This is a genomic window from Bacillus sp. R45 (genome assembly GCF_021729365.1).
Lineage (GTDB): Bacteria > Bacillota > Bacilli > Bacillales > Bacillaceae > Bacillus > Bacillus velezensis.
Map to the genome: position 1 here is coordinate 2431222 of NZ_CP091421.1, position 26456 is coordinate 2457677.

Here is a 26456-nt window from a genome sequence, read left to right on the forward strand (position 1 = left end):
AAAAAGCCCTTGCAAAAAAGGGCTTTTTCAGTCGTCCGGCAGTATCGTTTTGGCAATGGATTGATCCAGTTCTTCATAGTCATCGTAAGCGATCGTTTCATATAATTCTTTTCTCGTCTGCATATCCGAAAGCCCCTCTTTTTGAGAGCCTTCTTCTTTCAGAAGGCGGAAAATACGCTCAAAAGCCTTGGCAGCCGTTCTGAGTGACGTGACCGGGTAAATGACCATCTGACAGCCCATATCGGAAAATTCATCAGCACTGTAATACGGCGTTTGTCCGAATTCAGTCATATTTGCGAGAATCGGCACACTGATTTGTTTGGAAAACGCTCTGAATTCACTTTCGGATTGGAGCGCTTCCGGAAAAACAGCGTCAGCACCCGCTTTTATATAAGCGGACGCCCTTTTTAATGCCCCCTCCAGCCCTTCCTGCTGTCTGGCGTCTGTTCTCGCAACAACAAGAAGAGTCGGCGCGGCCCGCTTGACCGCTTGGATTTTTTGCGCCATTTCTTCAATCGGCACGAGCTGCTTCCCATTCAGATGTCCGCATTTTTTCGGCAGGCGCTGATCCTCCATTTGGACGGCGGCCGCGCGCGCTTCATACATTTCTTTCGCCGTCCGGGCGGCATTCAGCACGCCTCCGAAACCCGTGTCAATATCGACAAGGACGGGCAGATCAGACGAGCGGACCAGATCTTTAACCCGTTCAGCCATTTCCGCCGACGTGATGATGCCTAAATCGGGCAGCCCTCTGCTCGCCGTGTAAGCCGCGCCTGATAAATAAAGAGCCGAAAAACCCGTTTTCTTGGCAATAAGAGCGGCCATCGCATCGTGAGCGCCGGGAATCTGCAATAGATCCGGCGCTGCCATCAGCGCACGGAACCGCTCTGCAAGCTCCTCTTGAGACGACTGCTTGCTGACGATCCACGTCATGTTTGTCACCCTCCTATTTTATATGAGAAATAAGTCCATAAATTCACTAACGCTGAGCTTCTGCATTCGGCCGCTATCTTTACAGGCCTCTTCGATTTTCCGCTGCTGCTTCAATGAAAAATGAGTGCTGATGTTTGCTGAAAACTTGGCAAGAATCTTCGGAACGGCTTCTTTTCTGCGGAACCGGTGCCCGAGCGGATATTCACATTCAATCCGTCCCGTAGCCGTGCCGTCTGTAAAATGCACCTGTACGGCATTTGAGATGGATCGCTTATTCGGGTCTAAGTAATCTTTTGAGTACGCTTTATGTTCCGTCACCTCCATTTTGCTCCGCAATGTATCAATTCGCGGGTCAGACGCCGTTTCCTCTTCATAATGATCCGCCGTGATATCTCCGAAAAGCAGCCCGATTGCCGTAATATACTGGAGGCAGTGATCCCGGTCAGCCGGATTGTGAAGCGGCCCTTTTTTATCGATAATCCGGATTGCCGACTCATGGGTCATAATCGTGATCCTGTCAATGTCTTCGATGCGGTCTTTCACCTCCGGATGAAGCCGGACCGCGCACTCCGCCGCTGTCTGGGCGTGGAATTCAGCCGGGTAGGATACTTTAAACAAAACATTCTCCATCACATAGGACCCAAGCGGGCGGGCAAGCTTCATTTCCTGCCGGTTAAATAATACGTCTTGAAATCCCCACCCGGATGCGGTCAGAGCCGTCGGGTACCCCATCTCACCTTTTTGCGCCATAAGGGCCAAATATACGCCTCTGCTCGTCGCGTCGCCGGCCGCCCATGATTTGCGTGATCCGGTGTTCGGCGCATGACGATACGTTCTGAGGCTTGAATTATCAATCCAAGCGTGAGATACGGCGTTATTGATTTCCTCTCTTGAGCCGCCCAGCATTTGTGCGCAAACAGCCGCAGTCGCCACCTTCACAAACAGCACATGGTCAAGCCCGACTCTGTTTAAACTGTTTTCCAAAGCGAGAATTCCTTGAATTTCGTGCGCTTTGATCATTGCGCAAAGCACATCACGCACGGTAAGCGGTTCTTTCCCTTCTGAAATCCGCACTCTGGATATATAATCCGCACAAGCCAATATGCCTCCGAGATTGTCAGACGGATGCCCCCATTCGGCCGCAAGCCACGTATCATTATAATCGAGCCACCTGTTGATACAGCCGATATTAAAGGCAGCCGTGACCGGGTCTAAAACAAAAGGCGTGCCCGGGACTCTGCTGCCGTTGGGCACGGAGGTTCCCGGGACAATCGGGCCGAGCAGCTTTGTACATTCGGGATAGCTGAGCGCCAAAATTCCGCAGCCTATCGTATCAAGAAGCACATGCCCTGCCGTAGTGAAAGCTTCCGAACTGTCAATCTCCTGATGGAGCACGTAGTCAGAAATCTCTTCGATTACGGCGTCCATTCGGCGGGGTTCTGTCATGTTTTCATCTTCCTTTCTCATCTGTTTACAGACGCGCTCCGGTATAGCGGACACGCGGGCGGAAAAGCCGGTTTCGGCTGTGCTGTTCAATGACGTGGGCGCACAGCCCGACCGTCCGTGCGCTGAAGAATATAGGCGTATACAGCGGGATCGGGATGCCGAGCATGTAATAAACCGGCGCTGCGTAGTAATCTAAGTTCGGATAAAGGCCTTTTTTCTCCCGCATGATGGTTTCTCCTGCTTCACACATATGATAAAGACGGAAATCACCTGAAAGATCAGACAGTTTTTTCAATGCTTCTTTCATCATGAGCGCCCTCGGGTCCATTTTTTTCATGTAGACACGGTGGCCGAAGCCCATGATTTTTTCTTTGTTTGCGAGTTTTTGAGTTAATAATTGTTTAAACCCGTCTGTATCCTTCGCTTCCTCAAGCATGTACATAACCGCTTCGTTCGCTCCGCCGTGAAGGTTTCCCTTAAGCGAGGCGACGGCTCCGGTCAGAGCGCCGTAAATATCCGATTGCGTCGAAGCAATGACACGGGCCGTAAACGTTGAGTTCGGCAATTCATGCTCACTGTATAAAAGAAGCGACCGGTCGAATATTTCTTCTTCCAAGGAGGACGGCGTTTTTCCGGTAATCATATATAAAAAGTTTGCGCTGTACGATAAGGTTCCGACAGGCGCTAAAGGCTCCAGTCCGTTGATGACTCGATAGCTGTTGACGGTCAGATTGGGCATTTTGCCTATCAGCCCGCGGACACGGTGCCGATTTACAGAAGAGGTGCGGTTATCAATATCCTTATCAAAGCCTCCAAGCGCGGACAAACCTGTCCTCAGTCCGTCCATCGGGTGAGTACGTTCGGGCAGCAGACGGCATATACGCAAGATTTCCTCGGGAAGGTGTCCGCCGCGCCGAACGTCTTCTTCAAGCGCCTTCTTCTCTTTCGCATCAGGAAGTCTGTCTTCCAATAAGAGATGAACAATGTCCATATAGCCGGCCGTTTTAGAAAGCTCAATCAGATCGTGGCCTTTGATTAAAATACTGCCCTGCTGTGTATCCAGGAAAGAAATCCCCGTTTCCACCGCAATGACGCCATCTAAACCGGGAGAATAAGATTCCATGGTTTCGCTCCTTTGCGCACTTTTTATTGAAGAAGATACTTAGAAATAATCAGCCTTTGAATCTCATTGGTTCCTTCATAGATTTGCGTGACTTTCGCATCCCGAAATAAACGCTCCGCGGGATACTCTTTCATATAGCCGTAGCCGCCGTGAATCTGCACAGCCTCCACCGCCGCTTTCATCGCCGCATCGGACGCGAATTGCTTCGCCATAGATGCTTCTTTTCCGCACTGAAGCCCTCGCTGATACAGGTCAGCCGCATGATAGACCAATAATTTGGCAGCTTCCGCATTCGTTGCCATGTCAGATAATTTAAATGAAACGGCCTGATTCGAAGAGATGGGTCTGCCGAACTGGCTGCGGGTTTTGGCGTACTCCACCGAGCAGCCGAGCGCCGCTTCGATAATCCCGAGCGCCTGAGCCGCTATGCCGATCCGTCCGACGGCAAGGTTTTTCATGGCGATTGAAAAACCCTCGCCCTCTTCGCCGAGCCGGTTTTCAATCGGAATTTCCGCTTGATCAAACTGCAATTCGGCAGTATTGGAACCTAACAATCCGAGCTTTTTTTCTTTTTTTCCGACAGAAAAACCGGGTGTGTTTTTTTCAACAATAAACGCTGAAATTCCCTTTCTCCCTTTACCCGGATCGGTTACGGCAAATGTCAGATACAGATCTGCCGCTCCGCCGTTTGTAATAAAGATTTTTGAACCGTTCAGAATATATGAACCGCCTTTTCGCACGGCTGTTGTTTTCAGGCTTCCCGCATCAGATCCGGAGTGAGTCTCAGTAAGCGCAAAAGCTCCAATATATTCGCCCGCTGCCAGCTTCGGAATATACGTTTGTTTTTGGGCTTCTGTCCCGAAATGCAAAATCGGGATTGTCCCTACCGATGTGTGGACGGACAAAATGACGCCGACGGCCGCGCTGACTTTTGATATTTCATGAATCGCTAAAATGTAAGATGTTGTATCAGCACCCGCCCCGCCGTAAGCTTCCGGGACGGGAATGCCCATCAATCCCGCTTCGCCCATTTTTTTAATCAGCCGCTCCGGAAATTCATCTGTTGATTCCATGAGCTCAACCATCGGTGCGATTTCCTTGCGGGCAAAATCACGCACCATTTTCCTCATCATGATGTGCTCTTCAGTAAAATGCATGGCTGCCGTCTCCCCTCATGATCTTTACGTCATCTGCCGTACTCATAAAAACCGCGCCCGCTTTTTTTGCCGAGCCAGCCGGCGCTGACATATTTTCTGAGCAGAGGGCATGGGCGGTATTTCGGATCTCCGAGCCCCGCGTAGAGAACCTCCATAATGGAAAGGCACGTATCCAGCCCGATGAAGTCAGCTAATGTTAAAGGACCCATCGGATGACGCATGCCGAGCTTCATCACCTCATCAATCGCTTCCTTTGAAGCTGCTCCTTCGTAAAGGCAATAAACGGCTTCGTTAATCATCGGCATTAATATGCGATTAGATATAAAGCCCGGGAAGTCATTGACTTCGACAGGGGTTTTATTCATCCGGACGGCAAGCTTCTTTACTGTTTCCGCCGTTTCTTCCGATGTGGCGAGTCCTCTGATGACTTCGACAAGCTCCATGACCGGAACCGGATTCATAAAATGCATGCCGATTACTTTTTCAGGCCTTTTTGTGGCCGCGGCAAGCTCCGTAATAGGAAGAGAAGACGTATTGCTTGCCAATACGGCATGAGGGGGACAGATTTTATCAAGTGTGTCAAACAATTCCGCTTTTGCTTTTTTGTTTTCGGCAATGGCTTCAATGATAAAATCAGCATCTCCCGCTTCTGTGAGCTCCGCCGGGGAAATACGGCTGAAAACGGCATCTGTCTCCTGCTGTGACTTCCGTCCTTTTGCCTGCTCTTTCTCCAGGTTTGTCTTTATGCGGTGAAGACCTTTTGTTACCGTTTCCGGCTCCCAATCGTATAACTTGACGGCAAACCCGGCTTCTGCAGCCGTCTGAGCGATGCCTGCCCCCATCTGACCGGCACCTGCGACCATGATTGTTTTCATCTTCATCCGGCGCTCCCTCCTTTGATCAGTACACCTCCAGCAGGACGGCATCTCCTTGAGCCGCTCCGCTGCATATAGCCGCTATGCCTAACCCCCCTCCGCGACGCTTTAATTCGTATATTAAACTCATGACGATTCTCGCTCCGCTTGCGCCGATCGGGTGGCCGAACGCGATTGCCCCTCCGTTTACATTCACTTTCTCCCGGCTGAACCCGGCTATTTTTTCACTCACGAGCACGACGGACGCAAATGCTTCATTTACTTCAAACAAATCAATATCGTCAACGGACAGTCCGGTTTTTTTCAAGAGCCGGCTGATGGCCTCTCCCGGCGCGCTTGCCAGCTCGGACGCTTCCAGTCCGACGGACGCAAAGCCAAGTATCGCTGCGAGCGGCCTGACATGCTGCTTTGCTGCTTTTTCCTCTGACATCAGCACAAATGCTCCGGCCCCGTCATTTACACCGGGAGCGTTTCCGGCTGTAACCGTTCCGTCGGCTGTGAAAATCGGCTTGAGCGCTGCGAGCTGCTCAAGGCTTGTATCAGGACGCAGCCCCTCATCCGCTTCAACGATATGCTGTTTGCCCTTTTTGCCGGTCCAGGTGACGGGGACAATTTCTTCACGCAATTTGCCCGCATCAGCCGCCTCAGCCGCGCGTTTCTGACTCAAAAGAGCGTAATGATCCTGTTCATCTCGGGAAATGCCGTACTTTTTGGCCGCAGTGCTTCCGTGGACAGCCATATGCACCTGGTCGAACGCACAGGTCAGCCCGTCATGAACCATTAAATCCTGAAAAACCCCGTCCCCCATCCTCACACCCCAGCGGCCGGCCGGAATGGCGTACGGAATGTTGCTCATGCTTTCCATTCCGCCTGCAATCAGCACGTCCGCGTCTTTCGCCCGGATCATTTGATCACAGATGGTAACGGCTCTGAGCCCTGATGCACAGACTTTATTAATGGTTTCAGCCGGAACAGACCACGGAAGCCCGGCATATCTTGCAGCCTGCCGTGCCGGAATCTGCCCGGCACCCGCCTGGACGACCATCCCCATCACCGCTCCTTCCGCTTCGCTTTCACTGATAGCGGCGCGCTTGATTGCTTCTTTTATGGCAATGCCGCCAAGCTCGGATGCCTTCACCTCTTTTAATGCGCCGCCGAATTTTCCGAACGGCGTTCTTGCCGCACTGACGATAACCGTTTTTCCCACAATTTTGCCTCACTTTCAATAAGATAAAAGATAACGCTTACACAAAACGCCCTGTTACAATATATGAACCGGCTGACCGAGTTATGAGTGCACCGCCTTTTTCCCGCCCATAAAAAAAGAAGACTGTCTGACCAGTCTTCTCAGCTGCGGCATTCTTCTTTTATAGAAACAGCCAGCTTTGGATAATCTGTAAAAATCGCGTCTATCCCCGCTTTCATCAGCCGCTTCATATCCTCAGGACGATTGACGGTGAACGGACGGAGCGCCGCTTGGTGTTTTGCAAGATGTGTGATCACTTCAGCGCTGACCGCCGGCGTGCCGAGCTTCGGGTGATAACCCGAAGCGGGAATGGCGGCAAGATAACGTTCAGGCCGGTACAGCACATCCATTGTCAGCACCGCCCGTTCAATTTCAGGCGCAAGGGCGTGGCACACCGCGAGACTCTCATGATTAAATGAAGAAAAAATAACGCGCTTTTCCAGTCCGTAATATCTGACTTTTTTGATCACTTCTTCTTCCATTCCTTCGTAACGGAATACACTGTTTTTCAGCTCAATGTTTATCAGAAAATCAGCACGTTCCGCAAAACGCAGCACATCTGACAAAAGCGGAATTCCGACACCTTTAAAAGAATCTTTCCATTTTCCGGCGGCATCGGCGGTTCTGATTTTGTCATACGCCGTATCTTTCACAAATCCTTTCAAAGATGTCGTGCGGTCGAGGGTTTCATCGTGAATGACCACGATCCGGCCGTCTTTTGTCATCTGTACATCAAGTTCAATTCCGTCAGCCCCGTCCTCAATCGCTTTTTTGAATGCGGGCATCGTATTTTCAGGGCAGTCGCCCGACGCCCCCCGGTGGGCAAAAATATTCGTCATATGTGTCACCTCAGATGTTTGTCATCGGTTTTCTCTATTATAATCGTTATGCACATCAGGAGGGCGCTATTTACACATATTTTATCATTACCGTCCGCTGTAATAGGTTTCGATTCCGTTTACAACGGCGTCCGCGGCGTGCTCTTGTCCGTTATCGCTTTTCAGCTTGTCCGCATCTTGAGGATTTGTGATAAAACCTAATTCAGCCAGCACACTCGGCATCTTTGAATATGTAATAACATAAAAAGGAGCTTCTTTTACGCCTCTGTCCCTCATCCCTAAAGACGTGACAAGCTGCTGCTGAATGTCGGAAGCAAGCCTTTCGCTGTCCGCTCCTTCATATGTCGAATTAAAATACGTTTCCGTGCCCGATGCCGTTGATACGGCTGAATTCGTATGGAGGCTGACGAATAAATCGGATTGGCTGGCGCTCGCTTTCGCCACCCGCTCGTCCAAACGTAAAAAAGTATCGTCAGTCCTTGAAGCTACAGGTTTTGCGCCTTCTGTCTCCAATTTGGCGATCACCTTGTTTGACACCGCTAAATTGATGTTTTTCTCAAGCAGTCCATTTCCGCCGGCTCCGCTGTCTTCTCCGCCATGTCCGGCATCGATATAGATGGTTTTCCCTTGCAAAGGTTCGGCTGCATAAGCGGACGGCGCAAGCAGAAGCAGAGCGGCACCGAAGGCAGCAGCGCTTTTTGTCAGTAAACCCACGTTTTTTTTCCTCCCCGTTTTCACATATCTGTTTCTTTTTTCAGTTTCTCAAGCCGTAATTGTCCGTTGCTCTCTTTTTTATAGGTGATTTGCACCGCCGTATGTTCAGGCAGAGACTGACATTCAAACCGCTTAGCGAAAGGCACCTTCACCTCTTGCCTTTCTCCGTCAATTTCGACCGCGATCGTATCGTTTCCGGCCGCTTTTATAAATGTTCCTTCCTGTGTAAATGACGGCGCCGCATCAGCCTCCGCGGTATACTCGCAGCCTGATAACAGCCATGCGGTGAAGATCAGAAGTATGGCAGACTTCACACAGATCACCTCACGTTTTCTCATTCGGCTTTATCTTTGAACAGAATGGCCGATTTGTAAAGGGAGCCTCCATTCCTCCAGCGTTTCTCCATCTTTGGAATGAAGGCTATCTGACCTGCTGTTTACCTGAACTTAGAAAGAAAACAAGCTGATCAGTCTATGAAAAAGGTTCTGTCTGAAGGCCGAATATGCAGAATTTAACGGAAACGGACGACTTTCTGTTCATTTTGAAAAAATATCAGATCGGCAAAAAAGAGAGCCGCGTCATGCACTCTCCCGAATAGAAACATTCATATTTATTTTGAGCTTTTCATAAAATGAACGGGACAACTTAAAAGAGCAGCGTATTGGCGGCAATGATGAGAATAATCACTCCGCTCAGCACCGTGCTGAACTGTCCGACGTGAAAAGAACCGATGCGCAATGAAGCGGCTTTTTTTCCAAGCGAGCAGCCGATCCATATGGTTAGAAAGCTTCCGACCGCCGCAGTAATAGAAATGGCAGCGGGAGAAAGCCCGATCAACCCCGCGCTTAATCCGTTGGTCAGCGCATTTGCGGATACGGCCACCCCGAGAACCATGGATTCCAATATACCGATTTCTCCCGAACCGTCGGCATCCGCTGCCTCCGGATTTTGCAGCAGACCGGCAAAACGGCCTTTTTTTCCTGACGCGCCAACACGCGCTGTTTTTCTCGGCACAGCCAGCAGAATGATGCGGATACCGATGACAGATAAAATAAACGCCGCCAGCAATACAGGAAGAAAGCCCGGTAAAACGGCTGAAATCCATTTGCCGAAATAAATTCCGATATAACTGAATACAAAACAGATAAAAGCGATCATCATATTTGACGCATGCGCTATTTTGATTTTTCTGATGCCGTATGACATCCCCACTCCTAAATTATCAATGCTTGAGGACACTGCCAAACCTAAAACCAATAACCAAGCCATGTTCGTTTCTCTCCATTCTTTGATGTCTTTTCAACATGTTGTGCCGTTGAATCTACACTATCCTATTCAGCAGCACAGAAAAGGTACCTTTTCTGCAAAAATTATTGATTGACGATCATCATTCCGGCGGAAACGAGGTGACACCCTTGACAGAAAATAAAAATAAGACACTGGGACCCCTTTTAAAATCACTGCTTGATAAGCACTCGCTCTCCATGAGAAAACTCGGCGCCTTAACAAACATTGATACGGCCACTATCTCCCGGATTATCAACGGCAAACAGAAGGCCAATTTAAAGCATCTTCAGGAATTTTCAAAACACCTCCGCACCCCGCTGGAGGAATTGCTTGAGGCGTCAGGCATAGACATCGGCCATGAAAAAGAAGCTGCGCCGCAAGACCCGATGCACGCGATTCAGGATATGCTGAATATGGCCGAGATGTTTGATCAGCCTTTTTCCCGGGAGCAAATTGAGCGCGAACTGACCAGATATGAACAATACGCCAAAACCCAGCAGGGCCATCGCCTGATTTGCGATGAGTTTCAAAAGAAAATGGACAATGAAGAAAGCGTCGGCCCTTTTATTGATCATTTGAAAAACATGCATCATCAGTATATGGATGAATCAACACCGGCTGAAGACCGCGCGATTCTCGGGAGCGCGCTGCTGTATTATATTTTAGCGACCGACGTTATCCCGGATTACATGTTTCCGATCGGCTACCTGGATGACGCCATCGCCGTTCAAATCGCTTTGAACCGGCTGAAAAAAAAGTAAAGGCGCTTAAAAAGCGCCCTTTTTGTGTTGAAAAATATGAAACACCGCATTACGGTTTTGTCAAAACAGAGACAGCTGTCATATGATACATCAACCTAACAAAAAGGAGGGTGTCTTCTATGGACAGCAACACAGTTGTGGCAGTGTGCGCTCTGTTAAGTGTTGTGATTCAGATCGGAACGATATTCGCCGCAGGAAAGTGGAAAAAAGAATAAACAAATTGACGGTTTTTTCGCACAAGCGTATGCTTATAAATAACCTTGTAAAAGATAAGAAAGAAGATATGCATATGAAAAAAATCATTCTCCTCTTCGCCGCCGCTGTCATATTCAGCTCGATCGGCCATCAAATTTCAGGAGGATATAAAGATCCTGAAAAGGAACGGAGAAAACCGTTTCATTCGTTTAAATGGTTCAGCCGGTCATAACCTCAGGAAGAAGAACAAGCAAAATAATTGCACACAATGAAAACATAAGCTAGAATACGGACGAGTTAAACTCCTAAGGAAGAAGGCGAAATGATGAAGCAAACTTATAAACCGCTGTTTGAACCTTTTACGTTCGAAAGCGGTGTCACTATACCAAACCGTATTTCAGTCGCACCGATGACACACTATTCATCAAATGATGACGGAACGATTTCCGACCGTGAATTAAGCTACATTACTCCCCGTTCAAAAGAAATGAGCATGGTCATTACGGCATGTGCAAACGTAACGCCGGACGGCAAAGCGTTTCCAGGCCAGCCCGGCATCTATGATGATTCTCACATTCCCGGCTTGAAAAAACTCGCTCAGGCGATCCAGTCTCAAGGAGCGAAAGCCGTTGTGCAGATTCACCACGGAGGCTTGGAATGCCCTCCTGAACTCGTGCCAAACAACGACGTCGTCAGTCCGAGCGGCTCAGAAGAAGACGGCAGACAAACGTCCCGTGCTCTCACAGAACAAGAAATTGAGCACATCGTGAAAGCATTCGGCGAAGCGACACGCAGAGCGATTGAAGCCGGCTTTGACGGTGTTGAAATTCACGGGGCAAACGGGTACCTGATTCACCAATTTTATTCACCGAAAACAAACCGGCGCACAGACCGCTGGGGCGGAAGCGATGAAAAGCGCCTTGCGTTCCCGCTTGCAGTCGTTGACGCTGTCAAACAGGCGATTGATACACACGCTGAAAATCCATTCGTTCTCGGCTACCGCCTGTCACCGGAAGAGCCGGAAACACCGGGGCTTACAATGAAAGAAACATTCATGCTCGCCGACGCGCTTGCAAAAGAGAACTTGGATTATCTGCATATTTCACTGATGGATGTCAATTCCAAAGCCCGCCGCGGCGCGGATACTTCACGGACCCGGATGGATTTATTAAACGAACGCGTCGGCCATAAAGTGCCGCTGATGGCCGTCGGTTCCATCTATACCGCGGACGAAGCGCTTGCCGTATTAGAAAGCGGAATTCCGCTGGTGGCTCTGGGACGTGTCATTTTGATTAACCCCGAATGGGCGGTGCTGGTCAAAGAAGGCCGCGAACAGGAAATCGAAAAAGCCATTCAGGCATCTGAAATTGAGAAATACCGACTTCCTGAACCGTTATGGGAAATGATTCAGAATACAGGCGGCTGGGTGCCGTTTGAAAAGTAGACTAAAAAACTGCCGGATGTCCGGCAGTTTTTTTGATTCACAAGTTTTTACCGCTTTGTTTACTCCTATTTCTAACACACAGCGTACATATAGTAAATAGATTAATAGAAAGGAGACCGTATATGATGGCTGGTTTCCCTATTACGATTAACAGTCTTTCCGGAAACGGGGTTGTCAATGTCGGCGGTGCGTTTTCGATAAGTCCTTTAACCGTATCAAAAACCGTCTACGGCTCAGGAGGGGGAAATACAGGTATGGTCCTGCAAATGAATCAATCCAGCACATCTCAATCTTCAAACTCTCAATACTCTGATCAAAATGTAACGAAAACATTATGATATCCGTATTTCCCTCCCTTTCCGGCTGGCAGCAGCCGGATTCTTTTTGCCGTTTTGTTTAATCTTATTCCATATCACAGCGTACATATAGTTAGTAGACTGTGAGAGAAAGGAGAAAAAATAGAATGAGCGGTTGCCCGATTACGATAAACAACGTATCAGGAAACGGAGTTGTCAATGTTGGCGGCGCCATATCCATCAGTCCGCTGACTGCATCAAAAACCGTTTTCGGTGCCGGAGGGGGAAATATCGGCATTGTCATTCAAAACAATGCTGTAAGCCAGTCCAAAATGTTTGAACATCAATTTTCAGATCAGAATATTGTAAAGTCATTGTAAGGGCCGCCATGCTGCCCTTACTGCATAAATAAAGCAGGCGCATGATTTCCCGAAAACTTGATATTAAACATCAACGATCACCTTTCCATGTTTTGAATGATTTCAGTTAAAGATGAATAGAATGCAGATTGAAAGCATGAGTACTGAATCTCATTAAGGAAAGAAGGAATCGTGATGAAAAAACTTTGCCGGGAAGTTTGGATTGAAGTTGACCTTGATGCGATAAAAAAGAACGTACGGGCGATCCGCCGCCATATTCCGAATACGTCTAAAATTATGGCCGTCGTAAAAGCGAACGCTTATGGCCACGGCTCTGTGGAAGTAGCGCGGCAGGCACTGGAAAGCGGGGCGAGCGAGCTTGCTGTCGCCAGCGTCGAAGAGGGAATTGTGTTACGGAGAGCGGGAATTAAGGCGCCTATTCTTGTGCTCGGCTTCACAGCTCTCAGCTGTGTGAAAAAATCTGCCGTTTGGAACATCACATTATCAGCGTTTCAGGTCAGCTGGATCAAAAAAGCGAATCGGATATTGGAAAAAGAAGCAGAGTCGAAACGGCTGTCCATTCATATCAATGTGGATACCGGAATGGGCCGGCTGGGTGTGCGCACAGAAGAAGATCTTTTAGCAGTGGTGAAAGCGCTCAAGTCGAGTACATACCTGTCATGGGATGGCATCTTTACACATTTTTCAACAGCGGATGAACCGGACACTGAGCTGACGATGCTGCAGCACGAAAAGTTTATCAGCTTTCTCCGCTTTTTAAAAAATCAAGACATTACGCTGCCTACCGTGCATATGTGCAATACAGCCGCCGCTATCGCATTCCCGGAATTCAGCGCTGACATGATCCGTTTAGGTATTGGGTTATATGGTTTATATCCGTCCGCCTCGATAAAGGAACTGAACCTCGTGGATCTCACGCCCGCACTAAGTTTAAAGGCGCGTATCGCTTATGTGAAAGCTATGGTGACAGATCCCCGGACCGTCAGTTATGGCGCCACATATATCGCCGAACCGGGTGAAATCATCGCGACGATTCCGATCGGCTATGCTGACGGTTACTCCCGCGCCCTGTCCAACCGCGGGTTTATTCTGCACCGCGGCAGACGGGTGCCGGTGGCGGGGAGAGTGACAATGGATATGATAATGGTCAGTTTAGGTGAGAATGAGGGCAAACAAGGAGAAGAAGTCGTCATCTACGGCAAACAACAAGGAGCCGAGATTTCCGTTGATGAAATTGCCGAAATGCTCGGTACGATCAGCTACGAAGTCCTGTCTGTGTTAAGCCGCCGCATCCCCCGCTTTTATTTCAGAGACGGCAAAATCATTAAAATATCAGCTCCGGTATTATACGTATAGACGGCAGTTCCCGTATTTATGTATAGAACAAGTACCGGCGTGAGTGGTTCCCATTGTTTTCGTCAGCAAAATCTCAAAACGCCTTCTCTTCCGCGTTCATGCACGGAATAGAAGGCGCAAAAAGACATTTAGCCAAAGGCTTGCGTTACGAAGCTTTATGCTCCAATCTCAGCTTGTCAGCAACCATCGCGATGAACTCTGAGTTGGTTGGTTTTGCTTTTGTCATGCTTACCGTATATCCGAACAGTGAAGAAATGGAATCAATATTTCCCCTGCTCCATGCGACTTCAATGGCGTGGCGGATGGCCCGTTCTACACGGCTTGCGGTCGTGTTGAATTTTTTGGCGATGTCGGGATAAAGGACTTTTGTGATGCTGCCGAGGAGTTCAATATCGTTATACACCATGGAAATGGCTTCACGCAAATAAAGATAGCCTTTGATATGGGCAGGCACACCGATCTCATGGATAATGCTTGTAATGCTGGCATCGAGATTTTTCCGCTTCGGCTCCGGCTGGCTGCGGATAATGCTGCTTTGCGCAGACGGCGCACGGTGTGTGACACTGCTGACATTTCCGCTTACCTGGCGGATATGGCCGACAAGGTTTTCCATATCAAACGGCTTCAGGATGAAATAGGATGCGCCTAAATCGACGGCTTTTTTCGTAACGTCTTCCTGACCGAATGCCGTCAGCATGATGACGTTCGGCTGCTTCTCAAGCTCTGATTCACGCAGACGCTCCAAAACCGCAAGTCCGTCCAGATGCGGCATGATAATGTCTAACACGAGCACATCGGGATTCTTATCTTTAAACAAAGAAAGACATTCCTGTCCGTTATAAGCAACGCCGATCACTTCCATATCATCCTGTCCCTCTATATATTCACTCAACAGGCTTACAAGCTCTCGATTATCATCAGCAACACAAACTTTAATTTTCTCCACGTTTCTTCCTCCCCCAATGTATTAACAGGACGCAACCCATTTGACTGCTATATGTTACATTCGACAAAACCACTACTTCCCCTTTTAAAAAATCCATATTTACCAATAATAGTGGTATATCTTTGTTTTTCTAGCATTTTCTAGGTTTTTCGACTAAAAATTAAGTTTGACAAATCAGGAAACGTGAATTTGTCGAAAAATCTTCATGTCTTATTTTACATGAATCCCGGAAAGAAGTGAAGAACGCATCACATAAAAAAACTGCCGGATCATCCGGCAGTCAGCTTGCTTTGTCTTTCCCGTAAACATCAACACCCGCTTCAGACAGCATCCATTCGATATGAACGCCATAGCCGCTTGTCGGATCATTGACAAATACGTGGGTTACGGCTCCGACGACCTTTCCGTTCTGGATGATCGGGCTCCCGCTCATCCCCTGAACGATTCCGCCGGTTCTTTTCAGCAGTTTCGGATCTGTCACTTTCAATACCATTCCCTTTGTCGCCGGGAATTTTTGCGGCGTGGTGCTGACGATTTCAATATCAAATTTCTCTACTTTATCGTTTTCGATAACCGTCAGCATTTGCGCAGGTCCTTTTTTTACTTCATTTGACAAAGCAATCGGAAGCGCTTTGTCGGAAATGTTGTTTTTAATCGGCTGATGCAGTGTCCCAAAAATGCCGAACGGGCTGTTGCGGTTAATATCGCCGATCGTTTTCCGTTCTGACGAAAACCTTGCCAGTTTTTCGCCTGGATTGCCGCCTTTTCCTTTTTCAATCGAGGTTACAGTAGAACGGACGATTTCTCCGTCTTCTACAACAATCGGTTTTTTTGTATCCATATCAGAGATGACGTGGCCCAATGCGCCGTATTTTTTTGTTTTCGGTTCAAAAAATGTCATGGTGCCGATGCCGGCTGCCGAATCACGGATATAAAGGCCGATTCGATATTTCCCCTCGGCTTCGTCCTTTGTCGGAATCAGCTTTGTTTTGATTTTTTGCTTATCGCGTTTCACCAATAAATCCAGAGATTCACCGGTTTTGCCCGCTTTTTGAATAAACGGGGCGATGTCGCTCATTTTTTCAATTTTATGTCCGTTCATTTTAATAATGATGTCGCCAGATTCAATACCCGCTTGTTCTCCCGGAGACTTTTTCCCATCCTTTGTCATCACCTGGTGAAAACCGACGACCAAAACACCGACTGAATGCAGTTTTACACCGATGGACTGTCCGCCCGGAATGACCTTCAATTCAGGAAGGACACGCACTTTCGTTTTTTTAATGGGAAATCCGGCAAGATCATATACTACTTCTGACCTGCCTTGTGTTTGCCCTGTTATGTTTGCATGACCGTGCTCTTCTTTCAGCGTAAAGGCTTCTGATAATTCGCCCTTTTCAGCGCTTATTGATGCATTGACCGGAACGGCCTGTGTCTGGTTTTCAAAGACGCTCATTTCTGACGGTATCAGTAAATATTCTTTAAACGGCTTAAAAAAGCCTACACTTAGTAAAGAAACAAGGAGAATTACACCTATTGCTTTCCTCATGTTATCGTGCATTCATTCCTTCACTCTCCTCGCTCCTATCCCACACCACTTTCTTTTTCTGCTACATCTATACTTTTGCCTTCCTGCGCTTGATTTATAACCGGCATACGAAGAAAAACATTGGATACACTGTTAGAGAAATGGAACAAAAAAATAAGCTGCCTGTATCAGCAGCTTATCCTGTCGTTTTTACCTGTCCGGCCTGTTTTAAAAGCTCTTGTGCATGCCGTTTTGTCAGATCGGTCACTTCAACACCCGCAATCATGCGGCCGATTTCCGCTACCTTATCCTGCTTGGAAAGCGGCGTGACATGCGTTGTCGTCCGTCCGTCTTTGAATTCTTTTGCGATCAGAAGGTGCGTATCCGCCATAGCGGCAACCTGCGGCAGGTGTGTAATGCAGAGCACCTGTGAACCGGTCGATACTTTATGGATTTTTTCCGCGATGGCTTGGGCAACCCGCCCGCTTACACCGGTGTCCACTTCGTCAAAGATGATGGAGGTGACATCCTGTTGGGAAGAAAAAATACTCTTCATCGCCAGCATCACCCTTGAAAGCTCGCCTCCGGAAGCGACCTTTGACAGCGGTTTTAAAGGCTCACCGGTGTTTGTTGAAATTAAAAACTTCACAAGGTCGATCCCCTTTTGGGTAAGCTGCACGGGCTGCCCGTTAACAACCGGTGCTTCACTGGCTGACGGATCGGTTTTCACGAGAAATTCCGTATCAAACGTTGATTTGCCCATATACAGACTTTGTAATTCCTGATGAATCGCTTCCGCCAGTTTCTTGGCCCATGCTTTTCTGATTTTTGATAAATTGGCGGCTTCTACGGCCACATCTTTGCCGACCGACTCCAATTCCTTCTTCAGGGCTTCAAGGTGGCTGTCGCGGTTCTCGATTTGATCGATTTCCTCTTCTATTTTGGAGCCGTATTCCAAAATGTCTTCTACCGTCGCTCCGTATTTGCGCTTCAGCTGTTTGATCTCATTTAAACGGGTTTCAATAAAATTCAGCCGTTCCGGGTCATATTCCAGATCATCTAACAGATTGCGCATTTGAAAGGTTGCATCCTCCAGCAGATAATAGGAACTTGACACACTTTCAGACAGCTTTTGCAGCGGTTCATTGATATCCGAAATATCTTCAAGCTGGGCAGAGGCCATTCCGACCCAGTCAAGCCCCCCCTGCTCGCTGCGGAGCGCATTATAGGCGTTTTGCAATGATTCATAAATTTTTTCAAAGTTGGATATCTGCTTCCGCTCTTCCTGAAGAAGTTCGTCTTCATTCAATTCAAGCTTCGCCGACTCGATTTCTTCAAGCTGAAATTGAATCAGGTCTAACCGATGCGCCATTTCCTGCTCGCTTTCTGACAGCTTCTTCACTTTTTTGAGCAGCTTCATATAACGCTCATAGCCTTCATGGTAAGCCTGAAGCGCGGATTCGGCCTCAGCGCCCGCAAATTTATCCAAAAGCTCCAAGTGTTTGTCGTCCTCCATTAACAGCTGGTTATCATGCTGTCCGTGAATATCTAATAAAAGTCTGCCGATTTCCCTTAAAGCCGCAATCGTCACTAATTTTCCGTTGACACGGCAGACGCTTTTTCCTCCGGCATTGATGTCCCTTCTCATGACAATCATGTCGTCAGATGCGTCTATTCCCTGCTCACGGCATACTTCAAAAACGGGATGACCGCTGTCCAATAGAAACAGTCCTTCAAGCTCGGCCTTTGTTTCACCGTAACGGACAAATTCAGACGAGCCGCGTCCGCCGACTAATAGGGAAACGGCGTCTATAATAATTGACTTGCCGGCCCCTGTTTCTCCCGTCAGGACGGTGAGCCCCCGTTCAAACGAAATCGTCAGTTCCTCTATAATGGCAAAGTTTTTTATTGATAGTTCAGCTAACAAACAGCATTCCACCTTTTATCTGATAATTACGCTACAGCAGCTCCAAAAGACGGCTTTGTACGCCTTCCGTATCTTCAGGCGTCCTGCAGATGATTAAGATCGTGTCATCTCCGCAGATCGTGCCCATGATTTCTTCCCATTCGAGATTATCCATCAGAGCGCCGATTGCCTGAGCATTCCCCGGCATCGTTTTTAATACGATCATATGGCTTGCTGAGTCAATTTTTACGAACGCATCCATTAACGAACGCTTCAGTTTTGACAGCGGATTGAACCGCTGATCCGCCGGCAGGCTGTATTTGTAGGAGCCGTTGTTCGTCGGCACCTTTACGAGATGCAGCTCTTTAATGTCTCTGGAGACAGTCGCCTGGGTTACCTTATATCCTTCTTCTCTCAGCATGTCAACTAAGTCATCCTGCGTTTCAATCTCATGGCTTGTAATAAGCTCTCTGATTTTTATATGCCTTTGGCCTTTTGTCATGTAAGCACCTCTGTTTTCAAGCTGTTCTTGTCATTATGTTAACCGCTTCTTGATAAAAAGTACATGATGGCAGAAAAAAGGAATAATAGCCCCCTATTATTCCGGTACATCTGTCTTTTTGGCTTTTAATGTCTCATGTGCTTCGCGGACGATACGGAGAATATCTTCTTCCGGCAGTTCAGCGCCGTTTCCGTCTTCTCCGCCCCATTCCAGATGAAGCAGAAACTCAATATTGCCGTCTCCCCCTGTAATCGGTGAGAAGGACAGTCCTTTCACTGTATATCCTTCAGAAGCGGCAAATTGATTCATGCGGCGGAGAACGTCAGCATGAACGCCGGGATCTCTGACAATGCCTTTTTTTCCGACGGATTCCCGTCCGGCTTCAAATTGCGGCTTCACCAGTGCGATACAATCGCTCCCCGGTACAAGCAGCGTTTTTAAAACCGGCAGAATGAGGCGGAGTGAGATGAAAGAAACATCGATTGTCGCAAATTCCGGCAAACCCTCTGTGAAATCGGAAGGCTCGGAATAGCGGAAATTCGTCCGTTCCATGACGACGACCCTCTCGTCCTGTCTGAGCTTCCAAGCAAGCTGATTATAGCCGACATCCACTGCGTAGGACCGCTCAGCTCCGTTTTGGAGGGCGCAATCCGTGAATCCCCCTGTAGACGAGCCGATGTCAATCATCGTTTTGCCTTTTACCGAGACAGGAAACACTTCCAAGGCTTTTTCAAGTTTTAATCCGCCTCTGCTGACGTATTTAAGAGGGTTTCCTTTTACCGTTAACGGAAGATCCCGGGCGATTTTTTCACCCGGTTTGTCCAATCGGTTTTCATTTGAGTATACGATGCCCGCCATAATGGCGCGTTTCGCTTTTTCCCGCGTTTCCGCAAGGCCTTTTTCTACAAGAAGTACATCTAATCGTTCTTTTTTTGCTGTCATGATCCAATTCCTTTATGTGTCTTCGGCGGCATCAGCAGTTTTATCCGATTCATAACCTCAGCCTTCGTGAGACCGATTTCTTCAAGCAGGGCGGTTACGCTGCCGTGTTCAATAAACCGGTCTGGGATGCCCATTCTGTCAATCGGTGTATGATACATGCCGAGGTCATGAGCGTATTCAAGAATCGTGCTGCCGAATCCGCCTTCAAGCACGGCTTCTTCTATCGTTAAAATCGGCAGACCTTCATTAAGAATGGCCTTCATCATTTGTTTATCAATCGGTTTTATGAACCTCGCATTCACGACACGCACGGACAGGCCTTCTTTTTGCAGTTCTTCAGCCGCTTCCAGCGCCATTTCAATGGTCGTACCGAATGTTAAAATGACCGCGTCTTTTCCGGGACGGAGCACTTCCCATGTTCCGATCGGGATGGTTTTCAGCTCTTTATCCATCTTTACGCCGAGCCCGTTTCCGCGCGGGAAGCGCATCGCAATCGGACCGTCCTCATAATTAAGGGCTGTATTGACCATATGGCGGCCTTCATTTTCATCCTTCGGCATCATTAAAACGAGGTTCGGTATATGCCGCAAAAAGGCGATGTCAAAGACGCCTTGATGCGTCTCCCCGTCAGCGCCGACCAAACCGGCGCGGTCAATGCCGATAAATACATTCGCGTTTTGACGGCAGATATCATGGACGACCTGATCGTACGCCCGCTGCAAAAAGGTCGAATAAATCGCAAGAAACGGCTTCATACCCTGAAGCGCCATTCCCGCGGCCATTGTCGCTGCATGCTGTTCTGCGATTCCGACGTCAAACATGCGCTCAGGAAATTCTTTCGCAAATCCTTCAAGCTTAGAGCCGACCGGCATAGCCGGTGTAATCGCGACAATTCTGTCATCCTCGCGCGCCAGCTCCTGCACGGTGCCGCTGACAAGTCCGCTCCATGAAGGCGCCGCGGCTTTCGGCTTGACGAAATCACCCGTATTGATTTTATAAGGACCCGTTCCGTGCCATGTGCCGATTGTGTCGGTCTCAGCCGGTTTATAGCCTTTGCCCTTTTTCGTAATGACATGCAAAAGGACAGGACCTTTCGTTTTTTTGGCGTATTGCAGGTTTTCAAACAGTTCGTGGTAGGAATGACCGTCAACAGGGCCTAAATACGTAAAGCCCAGCTCTTCAAAAAACATGCCTGACACAAGCATATATTTTAAGCTGTCTTTTATCCGTTCCGCTGTGGCGGCCAATTTTCCGCCGACGGCCGGGATGCGCTTAAATAAATATTCAAGCTCGTCTTTTACCCATTGATATTTGCCGGCCGTGCGAAGCCGTCCCAGCATAGAATGAATCGCCCCGACATTCGGCGCAATGCTCATCTCATTATCATTCAGGATGACGATCATATCTTTTTTCTCATCACCGATATGGTTCAGCGCTTCGAGCGCCATTCCTCCGGTTAAAGCGCCGTCTCCGATAATCGGGATGATATATTCTTTCGATCCTTTAATATCACGGGCGGCAGCCATTCCCATAGCGCCTGAGAGCGATGTTGAGCTGTGGCCTGTTTCCCATACGTCATGTTCGCTTTCGCTGCGCTTCGGGAAACCGCAAAGCCCTTTATATTGGCGCAAGGTTTCAAACTCCTTGCCGCGCCCGGTTAACAGTTTATGAACATAGGACTGATGTCCGACATCCCATAAAAATTTATCTTTCGGACTGTCAAATTCTTTGTGAAGCGCAATTGTCAGCTCGACAACCCCGAGGTTCGGCCCGATATGGCCGCCAGAGGCAGACAGCGATGTGATGAGGAAATTGCGGATTTCCTCACTCAGCTCTTCCAGCTGTTCAATTGACATCTTTTTAAGAAATGACGGGTCCTGTATTGATAAAAGATCCAAAGCGGATCAACTCACTTTCAGCATGAATTTCTGCAAATTAAACAATGTCTTTTTGAAAAAAGAAAAAGACTCCCTTTGTATTTTCATCGAAACTGCTTACATTTTACCATAGGAGCGGCAGCCCCTTCAAATCAGGACCGTTTTTAATGATCTCTCGCCGCGATTAAATCACAGAGGTCATGCAGCAGTTCTTTCTGAAGAGAAAGGCCGCTGATGATCCGTTTCGCCTCGCTGATATGATACGCCAGCTTCTCTTTCGCGCCTTCAAGCGTTAAAAGCGACGGATACGTTGACTTTTCATTCGACGTGTCTGAGCCGACCGGTTTGCCGATCTTCTCCTCATGCCCTTCAATATCAAGGATGTCATCTCTGATTTGAAATCCGATGCCGATATGGCTGCTGAACAGACGCAGCTTTTCGACTTCATCCTCCGGCGCATCTGCCAAAATGGCGCCCGCCGTCACAGAAAAACCGAGGAGCTTGGCCGTTTTCCGCTCGTGGATGGATTCCAGCTCCTCAAGCGTTATCCGCTTTTGTTCCGCTTCCATGTCGGCAGCCTGCCCGCCGACCATTCCTTCCGTTCCTGCCGCGCTGATCAGCTCATCGACGAGACGGAGCCGTTTTTCTGCTGAAACCGCCTCAGACACGTGGGATGTGATCAATTTAAAGCTTTCTGTCAGAAGCCCGTCTCCGGCCAATACGGCTGCCGCTTCTCCGAAGACTTTATGGTTTGTGGGCTTTCCCCGGCGCAGATCATCATCGTCCATGCAAGGAAGATCATCATGGATTAAGGAATACGTATGAATCATTTCGACAGCGCATCCGACCGGAATCCCGTCTTTTTCATCTTTTCCGTAAGCATTCAGAACGGCTAAGACGACGAGGGGGCGCAGCCTCTTTCCGCCCGCTTCCAAAGAATACAGCATAGATTTTTTGAGGATTTCAGGCATCGCAAGCCGTTCCGTATACAAAGAAAGCTGCTGTTCAATCAGTTTTTTGCGCGATGCTAAAAATGCGTCCAGTTTATTTGTCACCTTCGTCTTCCTCCTGAACGCTGAAAGGTGCAAGTTCGCCGTTATCTTTTAAAATAAAGTCCATTTGCTTTTCGACATGCTGAAGCTTTTCATGGCACATTTTTGAAAGGGCCATCCCTTCCTGAAAATAATTAATCGCCTGCTCAAGCGGCACGTCTCCTTCTTCAAGCTTTGCCACAATACCTTCAAGGCCTTTCATCGCCTCTTCAAATGTCAGCTCTTCACTTTTTTTGGTTTCTGTCATTTTCGTTCGCCTCTCTTTTGCAATACTTCACACGTCAGAACGCCGTCTGTCATCTTTACTTCAAGCGTATCATTTTGTTCCACTTGATCAACGCTTTTGATCAGCTCTTTGTCTTTATAGGCCAGACTGTATCCTCTCTCCATCACCTGAAGGGGACTTAATGCATTCAGTTTACCAAGAACCGTCTGAAACTGCGAATGAAGCTGCTTCAGCTGGACATTCATGCTTCGGGCGAGCTGATTTGAGCGCTCCTCGTACCGTTTTTTCGCCTGTTTCAGCTGGGTTTCAGGGTGGAGCGCCGTTAATCTGTACGTATTCCGCTCCAGCTGCCTTTGTTTCCTGTCCGTAAGCCCTGTGAGCTGTGATTGGAACTGCTGATACAAAAGATCAAACTGCTGTTCCTTTTGGGTATACAATCGTTTCGGAAAACGGAACGCGTAGGATGACTGGAGCGATTGAACCCGTTCTTTTTTCTTGCTGATATGCTGCTGCATCGCTCTTGTCAGCCGGACTTCCGCCGTTTTTGTCCGTTCCATTAAGTCCGTCGTGTGCGGGACGGCGATTTCTGCCGCTCCTGTCGGCGTTGCCGCCCGGATATCCGCGACGAAATCACTGATTGTAAAATCCGTTTCATGTCCGACGGCTGATATAATCGGAATGGCGGAAGCAAAAATCGCCCGGGCCACGATTTCTTCGTTAAATGCCCACAATTCTTCGATCGAGCCCCCTCCCCTTCCGACGATCAGGACGTCACACATTTTTTGTGCATTGGCTTCTTCAATGCGCTTCACAATCGATCTGCTGGCATTTTCACCTTGAACGAGCGCGGGAAGCACAATGACTTTCACAAGGGGGTATCTTCTTTTGAGTGTGGTAATGACGTCTCTGACGGCTGCTCCCGTCGGTGACGTGACGACCCCGATCGTGGCCGGAAAAGCGGGGATGGCCTGCTTATGCCGGTCATCAAACAACCCTTCGCCGGCAAGTTTTTTCTTTAATTCTTCATATGCTAAGTAGAGCGCCCCCACACCGTCCGGCTGCATTTCTTTCGCGTACAGCTGATAGCTTCCGCTCGGTTCATAGACGGAAATGCCGCCTCTTACGATGACCTTCATTCCGTCCTCGGGCTTAAACGCAAGCCTCGAACTTTGTCTTTGAAACATGACGGCCTGCATGCGGGCATGCTCATCTTTTAATGTAAAATAGATGTGGCCTCTCGTATGAATTTTAACATTGGAGAGCTCACCCTTAATCCAAATGTCTTCAAGATGAGGGTCCACATCGAATTTTCGTTTAATGTATTTGGTCAGCGCGGAAACCGTGACATATGCCGCTTCACTCACATCCTGCACTCCTTTCATAAAGGCTTTTTGCCCTAAACTAAGAAAACCCGCTCTGGCTGAAAGGAGCCTTAAGAAGCGGGTATCGTGCTCATTGTCACACTTTTTGTGACTGTCTCCGGTTATCTATGATAACGTACGTCTGGCAGATTTAACAGTATTATGCGCAAGCATTGTGATGGTCATCGGACCTACTCCGCCCGGCACCGGCGTAATGAAAGATGCTTTTTCTTTCGCTTCATCAAACTGAACGTCTCCGCAGAGTTTTCCGCTTTCGAGACGGTTGACGCCGACATCAATGACAATGGCGCCCTCTTTGATTTGATCGGCTTTGATGAAATTCGCTTTACCGACCGCTACCACAAGAATATCTGCTTTTTTCGTATGCTCAGACATATTTTTCGTGCGGGAATGGCAATATGTGACGGTCGCGTTTTCGTTCAGCAGCAGCTGGCCGACCGGTTTACCGACAATATTGCTTCGTCCGACTACAACAACTTCTTTGCCGGAAAGATCTACGTTCGTCTTTTTCAATAACTCGACAATTCCGTGCGGCGTGCATGGAAGAAATGTATCTTCGCCAAGCAGCATTTTCCCGACGTTGAGAGGGTGGAAACCGTCAACATCCTTATCGGGAGAGATCCGCTCGATTACGGCTTTTTCAGAAATATGATCCGGAAGCGGCAGCTGGACGAGAATGCCGTGGAATTCCGGATTTTGATTATACTGATCAATCACTGTTAAAAGCTCCGCCTCGGTTAAGCTTGAGTCAAAGCGGTCAAGCTTAAATTTCATTCCCATTGTTTCAGCGGCTTTTTTCTTGCCTGTCACATATGAAACAGAAGCGGGATCGTCTCCGATTAAAATGACCGCCAAACCGGGCACTACGCCTTGTGCTTTCAGCTCTTCTACTTCTTTTGCCAATTGTTCGCGTTTTTCTTTAGCCGTTTCTTTTCCGTCGATGATTGTTGCAGTCATTTTCTTTCCTCCTATGATTCGATATCAGTTTTAATGTTAGAAAGAACCCCGTTTACGAATTTTGCAGCTTTATCGTCGCCGAACCGTTTTGCCAGCTCGATTGCTTCGTTTAATGACACGTTAGCAGGAATGTCGTCAGTATAAACCATTTCATACACCGCCAGACGCAGGATCGCGCGGTCTACGTTTGCAATCCGGTCAAGCTTCCAATTGACGAGATGGCCGGAAATCATTTCATCAAGCTGAACCTGATGTTCGATCACTCCGTACACCAGCTGTTCAAAGAAGGCATCTGTTTTTTCACCATCAAGCGCGTGCTCAATGGCCTCGTTCGGTGCAATATCGCTGACATCAATCTGAAAAAGTGCCTGCAAAGCTTTTTCTCTAGCTGTTCTTCTTTTCATTTTCTTTCTCCTTCAGATCCGCTTTATCCGCTTGTCGTTAAGCTTAAAGAGATCATAACATATTTTTTTCTCAATCGCATGTCGAAATTTAGGTTTTTTCACCCTAATGCCGAATATTTTCACAAACCGTATTAATTTCATTCGGATTTCACAGCATGAAGAAACTCGGCTGCCGTTTGTAAGCCGGCTTTCTTCATGCCTGAAATGACGGGAAACGTATAAAAAACCAAAGGGCTGCCCATCCCCTTGGTTTTTATACGCTCATTACATTTCTTCGTCGATTTCGACTTCTTGGGCTTTCGTGTCAAATTGAATGCCGACGATATGAATATTGATTTCATTAATGGTCAGAGACGTCATGTTTAATAAGGTTTGGCGGATATTCTCCTGAACGCTTGCCGCCACTTTCGGGATCGAGATCCCGAATTGAACGACGCAATAGACGTCGATGGTAATCCCGTCATCGGCTAAATCGACCTTTACGCCTTTACCGTGATTGATTTTGCCGAAGCGTTCTACGACGCCGGTGGCGAAATTGCCGCGCATTTCAGCAACTCCTTCAACTTCGGAAGCGGCGATGCCGGCAATGACTTCAATGACCTCAGGAGCAATTTCAACCTTGCCTAAATGAGCCTCGTCATGATCCATTTTAAGCACACTGTTGTCTTCCATTCAATTCACC

Annotated in this window: 28 protein-coding genes; 6 read left to right on the top strand and 22 right to left on the bottom strand. The window is 48.2% G+C overall.

Features of this window, described 5'->3' with window-relative positions; all coding sequences use genetic code 11:
- Positions 1–27: 27 nt before the first annotated feature.
- The 10 genes from prpB to ytaF all read right to left on the bottom strand — a co-directional run bounded on the left by prpB (position 28) and on the right by ytaF (position 9602).
- Complete coding sequence (gene prpB / locus L3V45_RS11760) at positions 28–933, bottom strand: methylisocitrate lyase (RefSeq protein WP_057080493.1); 906 nt, start codon at positions 931–933, stop codon at positions 28–30.
- 18 nt (positions 934–951) lie between these two features.
- On the bottom strand, positions 952–2379 hold the full coding sequence (locus tag L3V45_RS11765; protein WP_014305382.1) for a bifunctional 2-methylcitrate dehydratase/aconitate hydratase: 1428 nt from the start codon (positions 2377–2379) through the stop codon (positions 952–954).
- A gap of 25 nt (positions 2380–2404) precedes the next feature.
- A complete protein-coding gene (gene mmgD / locus L3V45_RS11770) occupies positions 2405–3502 on the bottom strand; it encodes a citrate synthase (RefSeq protein ID WP_015388027.1) in 1098 nt (365 codons plus the stop codon).
- Positions 3503–3525: 23 nt separating this feature from the next.
- Entirely contained in the window at positions 3526–4659 is a 1134-nt protein-coding gene (locus L3V45_RS11775) for an acyl-CoA dehydrogenase (RefSeq protein ID WP_236837012.1), read from the bottom strand.
- Between the two features lie 29 nt (positions 4660–4688).
- Positions 4689–5540, bottom strand: a complete 852-nt coding sequence (locus tag L3V45_RS11780) for a 3-hydroxybutyryl-CoA dehydrogenase (protein ID WP_024085587.1) — start codon at positions 5538–5540, stop codon at positions 4689–4691.
- A 19-nt stretch (positions 5541–5559) separates the two neighbouring features.
- The gene (locus tag L3V45_RS11785; RefSeq protein ID WP_024085588.1) at positions 5560–6741 is read right to left on the bottom strand and encodes an acetyl-CoA C-acetyltransferase; all 1182 of its coding nucleotides are present in this window, start codon (positions 6739–6741) and stop codon (positions 5560–5562) included.
- Positions 6742–6881: 140 nt separating this feature from the next.
- Entirely contained in the window at positions 6882–7619 is a 738-nt protein-coding gene (locus tag L3V45_RS11790) for a glycerophosphodiester phosphodiesterase (RefSeq protein ID WP_236837013.1), read from the bottom strand.
- A gap of 87 nt (positions 7620–7706) precedes the next feature.
- Entirely contained in the window at positions 7707–8333 is a 627-nt protein-coding gene (locus tag L3V45_RS11795; protein ID WP_007612483.1) for an N-acetylmuramoyl-L-alanine amidase family protein, read from the bottom strand.
- A 20-nt stretch (positions 8334–8353) separates the two neighbouring features.
- Positions 8354–8671 carry a hypothetical protein gene (locus L3V45_RS11800; RefSeq protein WP_041481880.1) on the bottom strand — a complete coding sequence of 106 codons (318 nt, stop codon included), beginning with the start codon at positions 8669–8671 and terminating at the stop codon, positions 8354–8356.
- 307 nt (positions 8672–8978) lie between these two features.
- A complete protein-coding gene (ytaF, locus tag L3V45_RS11805) occupies positions 8979–9602 on the bottom strand; it encodes a sporulation membrane protein YtaF (RefSeq protein WP_046341382.1) in 624 nt (207 codons plus the stop codon).
- Between the two features lie 146 nt (positions 9603–9748).
- Here ytaF and L3V45_RS11810 point away from each other — a divergent pair, with 146 nt between their 5' ends.
- The 6 genes from L3V45_RS11810 to alr all read left to right on the top strand — a co-directional run bounded on the left by L3V45_RS11810 (position 9749) and on the right by alr (position 14052).
- The gene (locus L3V45_RS11810) at positions 9749–10381 is read left to right on the top strand and encodes a helix-turn-helix domain-containing protein (protein WP_014418348.1); all 633 of its coding nucleotides are present in this window, start codon (positions 9749–9751) and stop codon (positions 10379–10381) included.
- 289 nt (positions 10382–10670) lie between these two features.
- Positions 10671–10808, top strand: coding sequence for a hypothetical protein (locus L3V45_RS11815; protein WP_014470646.1), 138 nt, complete (start codon positions 10671–10673; stop codon positions 10806–10808).
- A 93-nt stretch (positions 10809–10901) separates the two neighbouring features.
- Complete coding sequence (locus tag L3V45_RS11820; protein WP_046341490.1) at positions 10902–12020, top strand: NADH-dependent flavin oxidoreductase; 1119 nt, start codon at positions 10902–10904, stop codon at positions 12018–12020.
- 125 nt (positions 12021–12145) lie between these two features.
- Positions 12146–12358, top strand: coding sequence for a spore germination protein (locus tag L3V45_RS11825; RefSeq protein ID WP_003153183.1), 213 nt, complete (start codon positions 12146–12148; stop codon positions 12356–12358).
- A gap of 125 nt (positions 12359–12483) precedes the next feature.
- Entirely contained in the window at positions 12484–12696 is a 213-nt protein-coding gene (locus L3V45_RS11830; protein ID WP_014305392.1) for a spore germination protein, read from the top strand.
- Between the two features lie 174 nt (positions 12697–12870).
- Complete coding sequence (gene alr / locus L3V45_RS11835; protein ID WP_015388018.1) at positions 12871–14052, top strand: alanine racemase; 1182 nt, start codon at positions 12871–12873, stop codon at positions 14050–14052.
- A gap of 145 nt (positions 14053–14197) precedes the next feature.
- Here the strand turns inward: alr and spo0A are convergent, their stop codons facing one another.
- The 12 genes from spo0A to L3V45_RS11895 all read right to left on the bottom strand — a co-directional run bounded on the left by spo0A (position 14198) and on the right by L3V45_RS11895 (position 26446).
- Positions 14198–14998, bottom strand: coding sequence for a sporulation transcription factor Spo0A (gene spo0A, locus L3V45_RS11840; protein WP_003153177.1), 801 nt, complete (start codon positions 14996–14998; stop codon positions 14198–14200).
- A gap of 280 nt (positions 14999–15278) precedes the next feature.
- Positions 15279–16559, bottom strand: coding sequence for a SpoIVB peptidase (gene spoIVB / locus L3V45_RS11845; RefSeq protein WP_007408360.1), 1281 nt, complete (start codon positions 16557–16559; stop codon positions 15279–15281).
- 163 nt (positions 16560–16722) lie between these two features.
- Positions 16723–18453, bottom strand: a complete 1731-nt coding sequence (gene recN / locus L3V45_RS11850; protein WP_003153174.1) for a DNA repair protein RecN — start codon at positions 18451–18453, stop codon at positions 16723–16725.
- Positions 18454–18484: 31 nt separating this feature from the next.
- On the bottom strand, positions 18485–18934 hold the full coding sequence (ahrC, locus tag L3V45_RS11855) for a transcriptional regulator AhrC/ArgR (RefSeq protein ID WP_003153173.1): 450 nt from the start codon (positions 18932–18934) through the stop codon (positions 18485–18487).
- 96 nt (positions 18935–19030) lie between these two features.
- Complete coding sequence (locus L3V45_RS11860) at positions 19031–19876, bottom strand: TlyA family RNA methyltransferase (protein WP_015388017.1); 846 nt, start codon at positions 19874–19876, stop codon at positions 19031–19033.
- Positions 19873–21774, bottom strand: coding sequence for a 1-deoxy-D-xylulose-5-phosphate synthase (dxs, locus tag L3V45_RS11865; protein WP_044053456.1), 1902 nt, complete (start codon positions 21772–21774; stop codon positions 19873–19875). Before dxs ends, L3V45_RS11860 begins: the two co-directional genes overlap by 4 nt.
- Positions 21775–21917: 143 nt before the next feature.
- A complete protein-coding gene (locus L3V45_RS11870) occupies positions 21918–22808 on the bottom strand; it encodes a polyprenyl synthetase family protein (RefSeq protein ID WP_014305396.1) in 891 nt (296 codons plus the stop codon).
- Positions 22798–23052, bottom strand: coding sequence for an exodeoxyribonuclease VII small subunit (locus L3V45_RS11875; protein ID WP_007408352.1), 255 nt, complete (start codon positions 23050–23052; stop codon positions 22798–22800). The genes L3V45_RS11870 and L3V45_RS11875 overlap by 11 nt, the downstream gene beginning before the upstream one ends.
- Positions 23049–24395 (bottom strand): exodeoxyribonuclease VII large subunit, encoded by a 1347-nt coding sequence (gene xseA / locus L3V45_RS11880; protein WP_003153166.1) that lies wholly within the window; start codon positions 24393–24395, stop codon positions 23049–23051. The genes L3V45_RS11875 and xseA overlap by 4 nt, the downstream gene beginning before the upstream one ends.
- A gap of 123 nt (positions 24396–24518) precedes the next feature.
- Complete coding sequence (gene folD, locus L3V45_RS11885; RefSeq protein WP_007408350.1) at positions 24519–25370, bottom strand: bifunctional methylenetetrahydrofolate dehydrogenase/methenyltetrahydrofolate cyclohydrolase FolD; 852 nt, start codon at positions 25368–25370, stop codon at positions 24519–24521.
- An 11-nt stretch (positions 25371–25381) separates the two neighbouring features.
- A complete protein-coding gene (nusB, locus tag L3V45_RS11890) occupies positions 25382–25774 on the bottom strand; it encodes a transcription antitermination factor NusB (RefSeq protein WP_003153163.1) in 393 nt (130 codons plus the stop codon).
- 264 nt (positions 25775–26038) lie between these two features.
- Positions 26039–26446, bottom strand: a complete 408-nt coding sequence (locus L3V45_RS11895) for an Asp23/Gls24 family envelope stress response protein (protein WP_003153156.1) — start codon at positions 26444–26446, stop codon at positions 26039–26041.
- Positions 26447–26456: the final 10 nt, after the last annotated feature.

What these genes read in the sequence shown, in the direction of transcription:
- prpB (WP_057080493.1), bottom strand. Translation starts at nt 933, where the DNA reads ATGACGTGGATCGTCAGCAAGCAGTCGTCTCAAGAGGAGCTTGCAGAG.
- L3V45_RS11765 (WP_014305382.1), bottom strand. Translation starts at nt 2,379, where the DNA reads ATGACAGAACCCCGCCGAATGGACGCCGTAATCGAAGAGATTTCTGAC.
- mmgD (WP_015388027.1), bottom strand. Translation starts at nt 3,502, where the DNA reads ATGGAATCTTATTCTCCCGGTTTAGATGGCGTCATTGCGGTGGAAACG.
- L3V45_RS11775 (WP_236837012.1), bottom strand. Translation starts at nt 4,659, where the DNA reads ATGCATTTTACTGAAGAGCACATCATGATGAGGAAAATGGTGCGTGAT.
- L3V45_RS11780 (WP_024085587.1), bottom strand. Translation starts at nt 5,540, where the DNA reads ATGAAGATGAAAACAATCATGGTCGCAGGTGCCGGTCAGATGGGGGCA.
- L3V45_RS11790 (WP_236837013.1), bottom strand. Translation starts at nt 7,619, where the DNA reads ATGACGAATATTTTTGCCCACCGGGGGGCGTCGGGCGACTGCCCTGAA.
- L3V45_RS11800 (WP_041481880.1), bottom strand. Translation starts at nt 8,671, where the DNA reads ATGAGAAAACGTGAGGTGATCTGTGTGAAGTCTGCCATACTTCTGATC.
- ytaF (WP_046341382.1), bottom strand. Translation starts at nt 9,602, where the DNA reads ATGGCTTGGTTATTGGTTTTAGGTTTGGCAGTGTCCTCAAGCATTGAT.
- L3V45_RS11815 (WP_014470646.1), top strand. Translation starts at nt 10,671, where the DNA reads ATGAAAAAAATCATTCTCCTCTTCGCCGCCGCTGTCATATTCAGCTCG.
- L3V45_RS11820 (WP_046341490.1), top strand. Translation starts at nt 10,902, where the DNA reads ATGAAGCAAACTTATAAACCGCTGTTTGAACCTTTTACGTTCGAAAGC.
- L3V45_RS11825 (WP_003153183.1), top strand. Translation starts at nt 12,146, where the DNA reads ATGGCTGGTTTCCCTATTACGATTAACAGTCTTTCCGGAAACGGGGTT.
- L3V45_RS11830 (WP_014305392.1), top strand. Translation starts at nt 12,484, where the DNA reads ATGAGCGGTTGCCCGATTACGATAAACAACGTATCAGGAAACGGAGTT.
- alr (WP_015388018.1), top strand. Translation starts at nt 12,871, where the DNA reads ATGAAAAAACTTTGCCGGGAAGTTTGGATTGAAGTTGACCTTGATGCG.
- spoIVB (WP_007408360.1), bottom strand. Translation starts at nt 16,559, where the DNA reads ATGCACGATAACATGAGGAAAGCAATAGGTGTAATTCTCCTTGTTTCT.
- ahrC (WP_003153173.1), bottom strand. Translation starts at nt 18,934, where the DNA reads ATGACAAAAGGCCAAAGGCATATAAAAATCAGAGAGCTTATTACAAGC.
- L3V45_RS11860 (WP_015388017.1), bottom strand. Translation starts at nt 19,876, where the DNA reads ATGACAGCAAAAAAAGAACGATTAGATGTACTTCTTGTAGAAAAAGGC.
- L3V45_RS11875 (WP_007408352.1), bottom strand. Translation starts at nt 23,052, where the DNA reads ATGACAGAAACCAAAAAAAGTGAAGAGCTGACATTTGAAGAGGCGATG.
- folD (WP_007408350.1), bottom strand. Translation starts at nt 25,370, where the DNA reads ATGACTGCAACAATCATCGACGGAAAAGAAACGGCTAAAGAAAAACGC.
- nusB (WP_003153163.1), bottom strand. Translation starts at nt 25,774, where the DNA reads ATGAAAAGAAGAACAGCTAGAGAAAAAGCTTTGCAGGCACTTTTTCAG.
- L3V45_RS11895 (WP_003153156.1), bottom strand. Translation starts at nt 26,446, where the DNA reads ATGGAAGACAACAGTGTGCTTAAAATGGATCATGACGAGGCTCATTTA.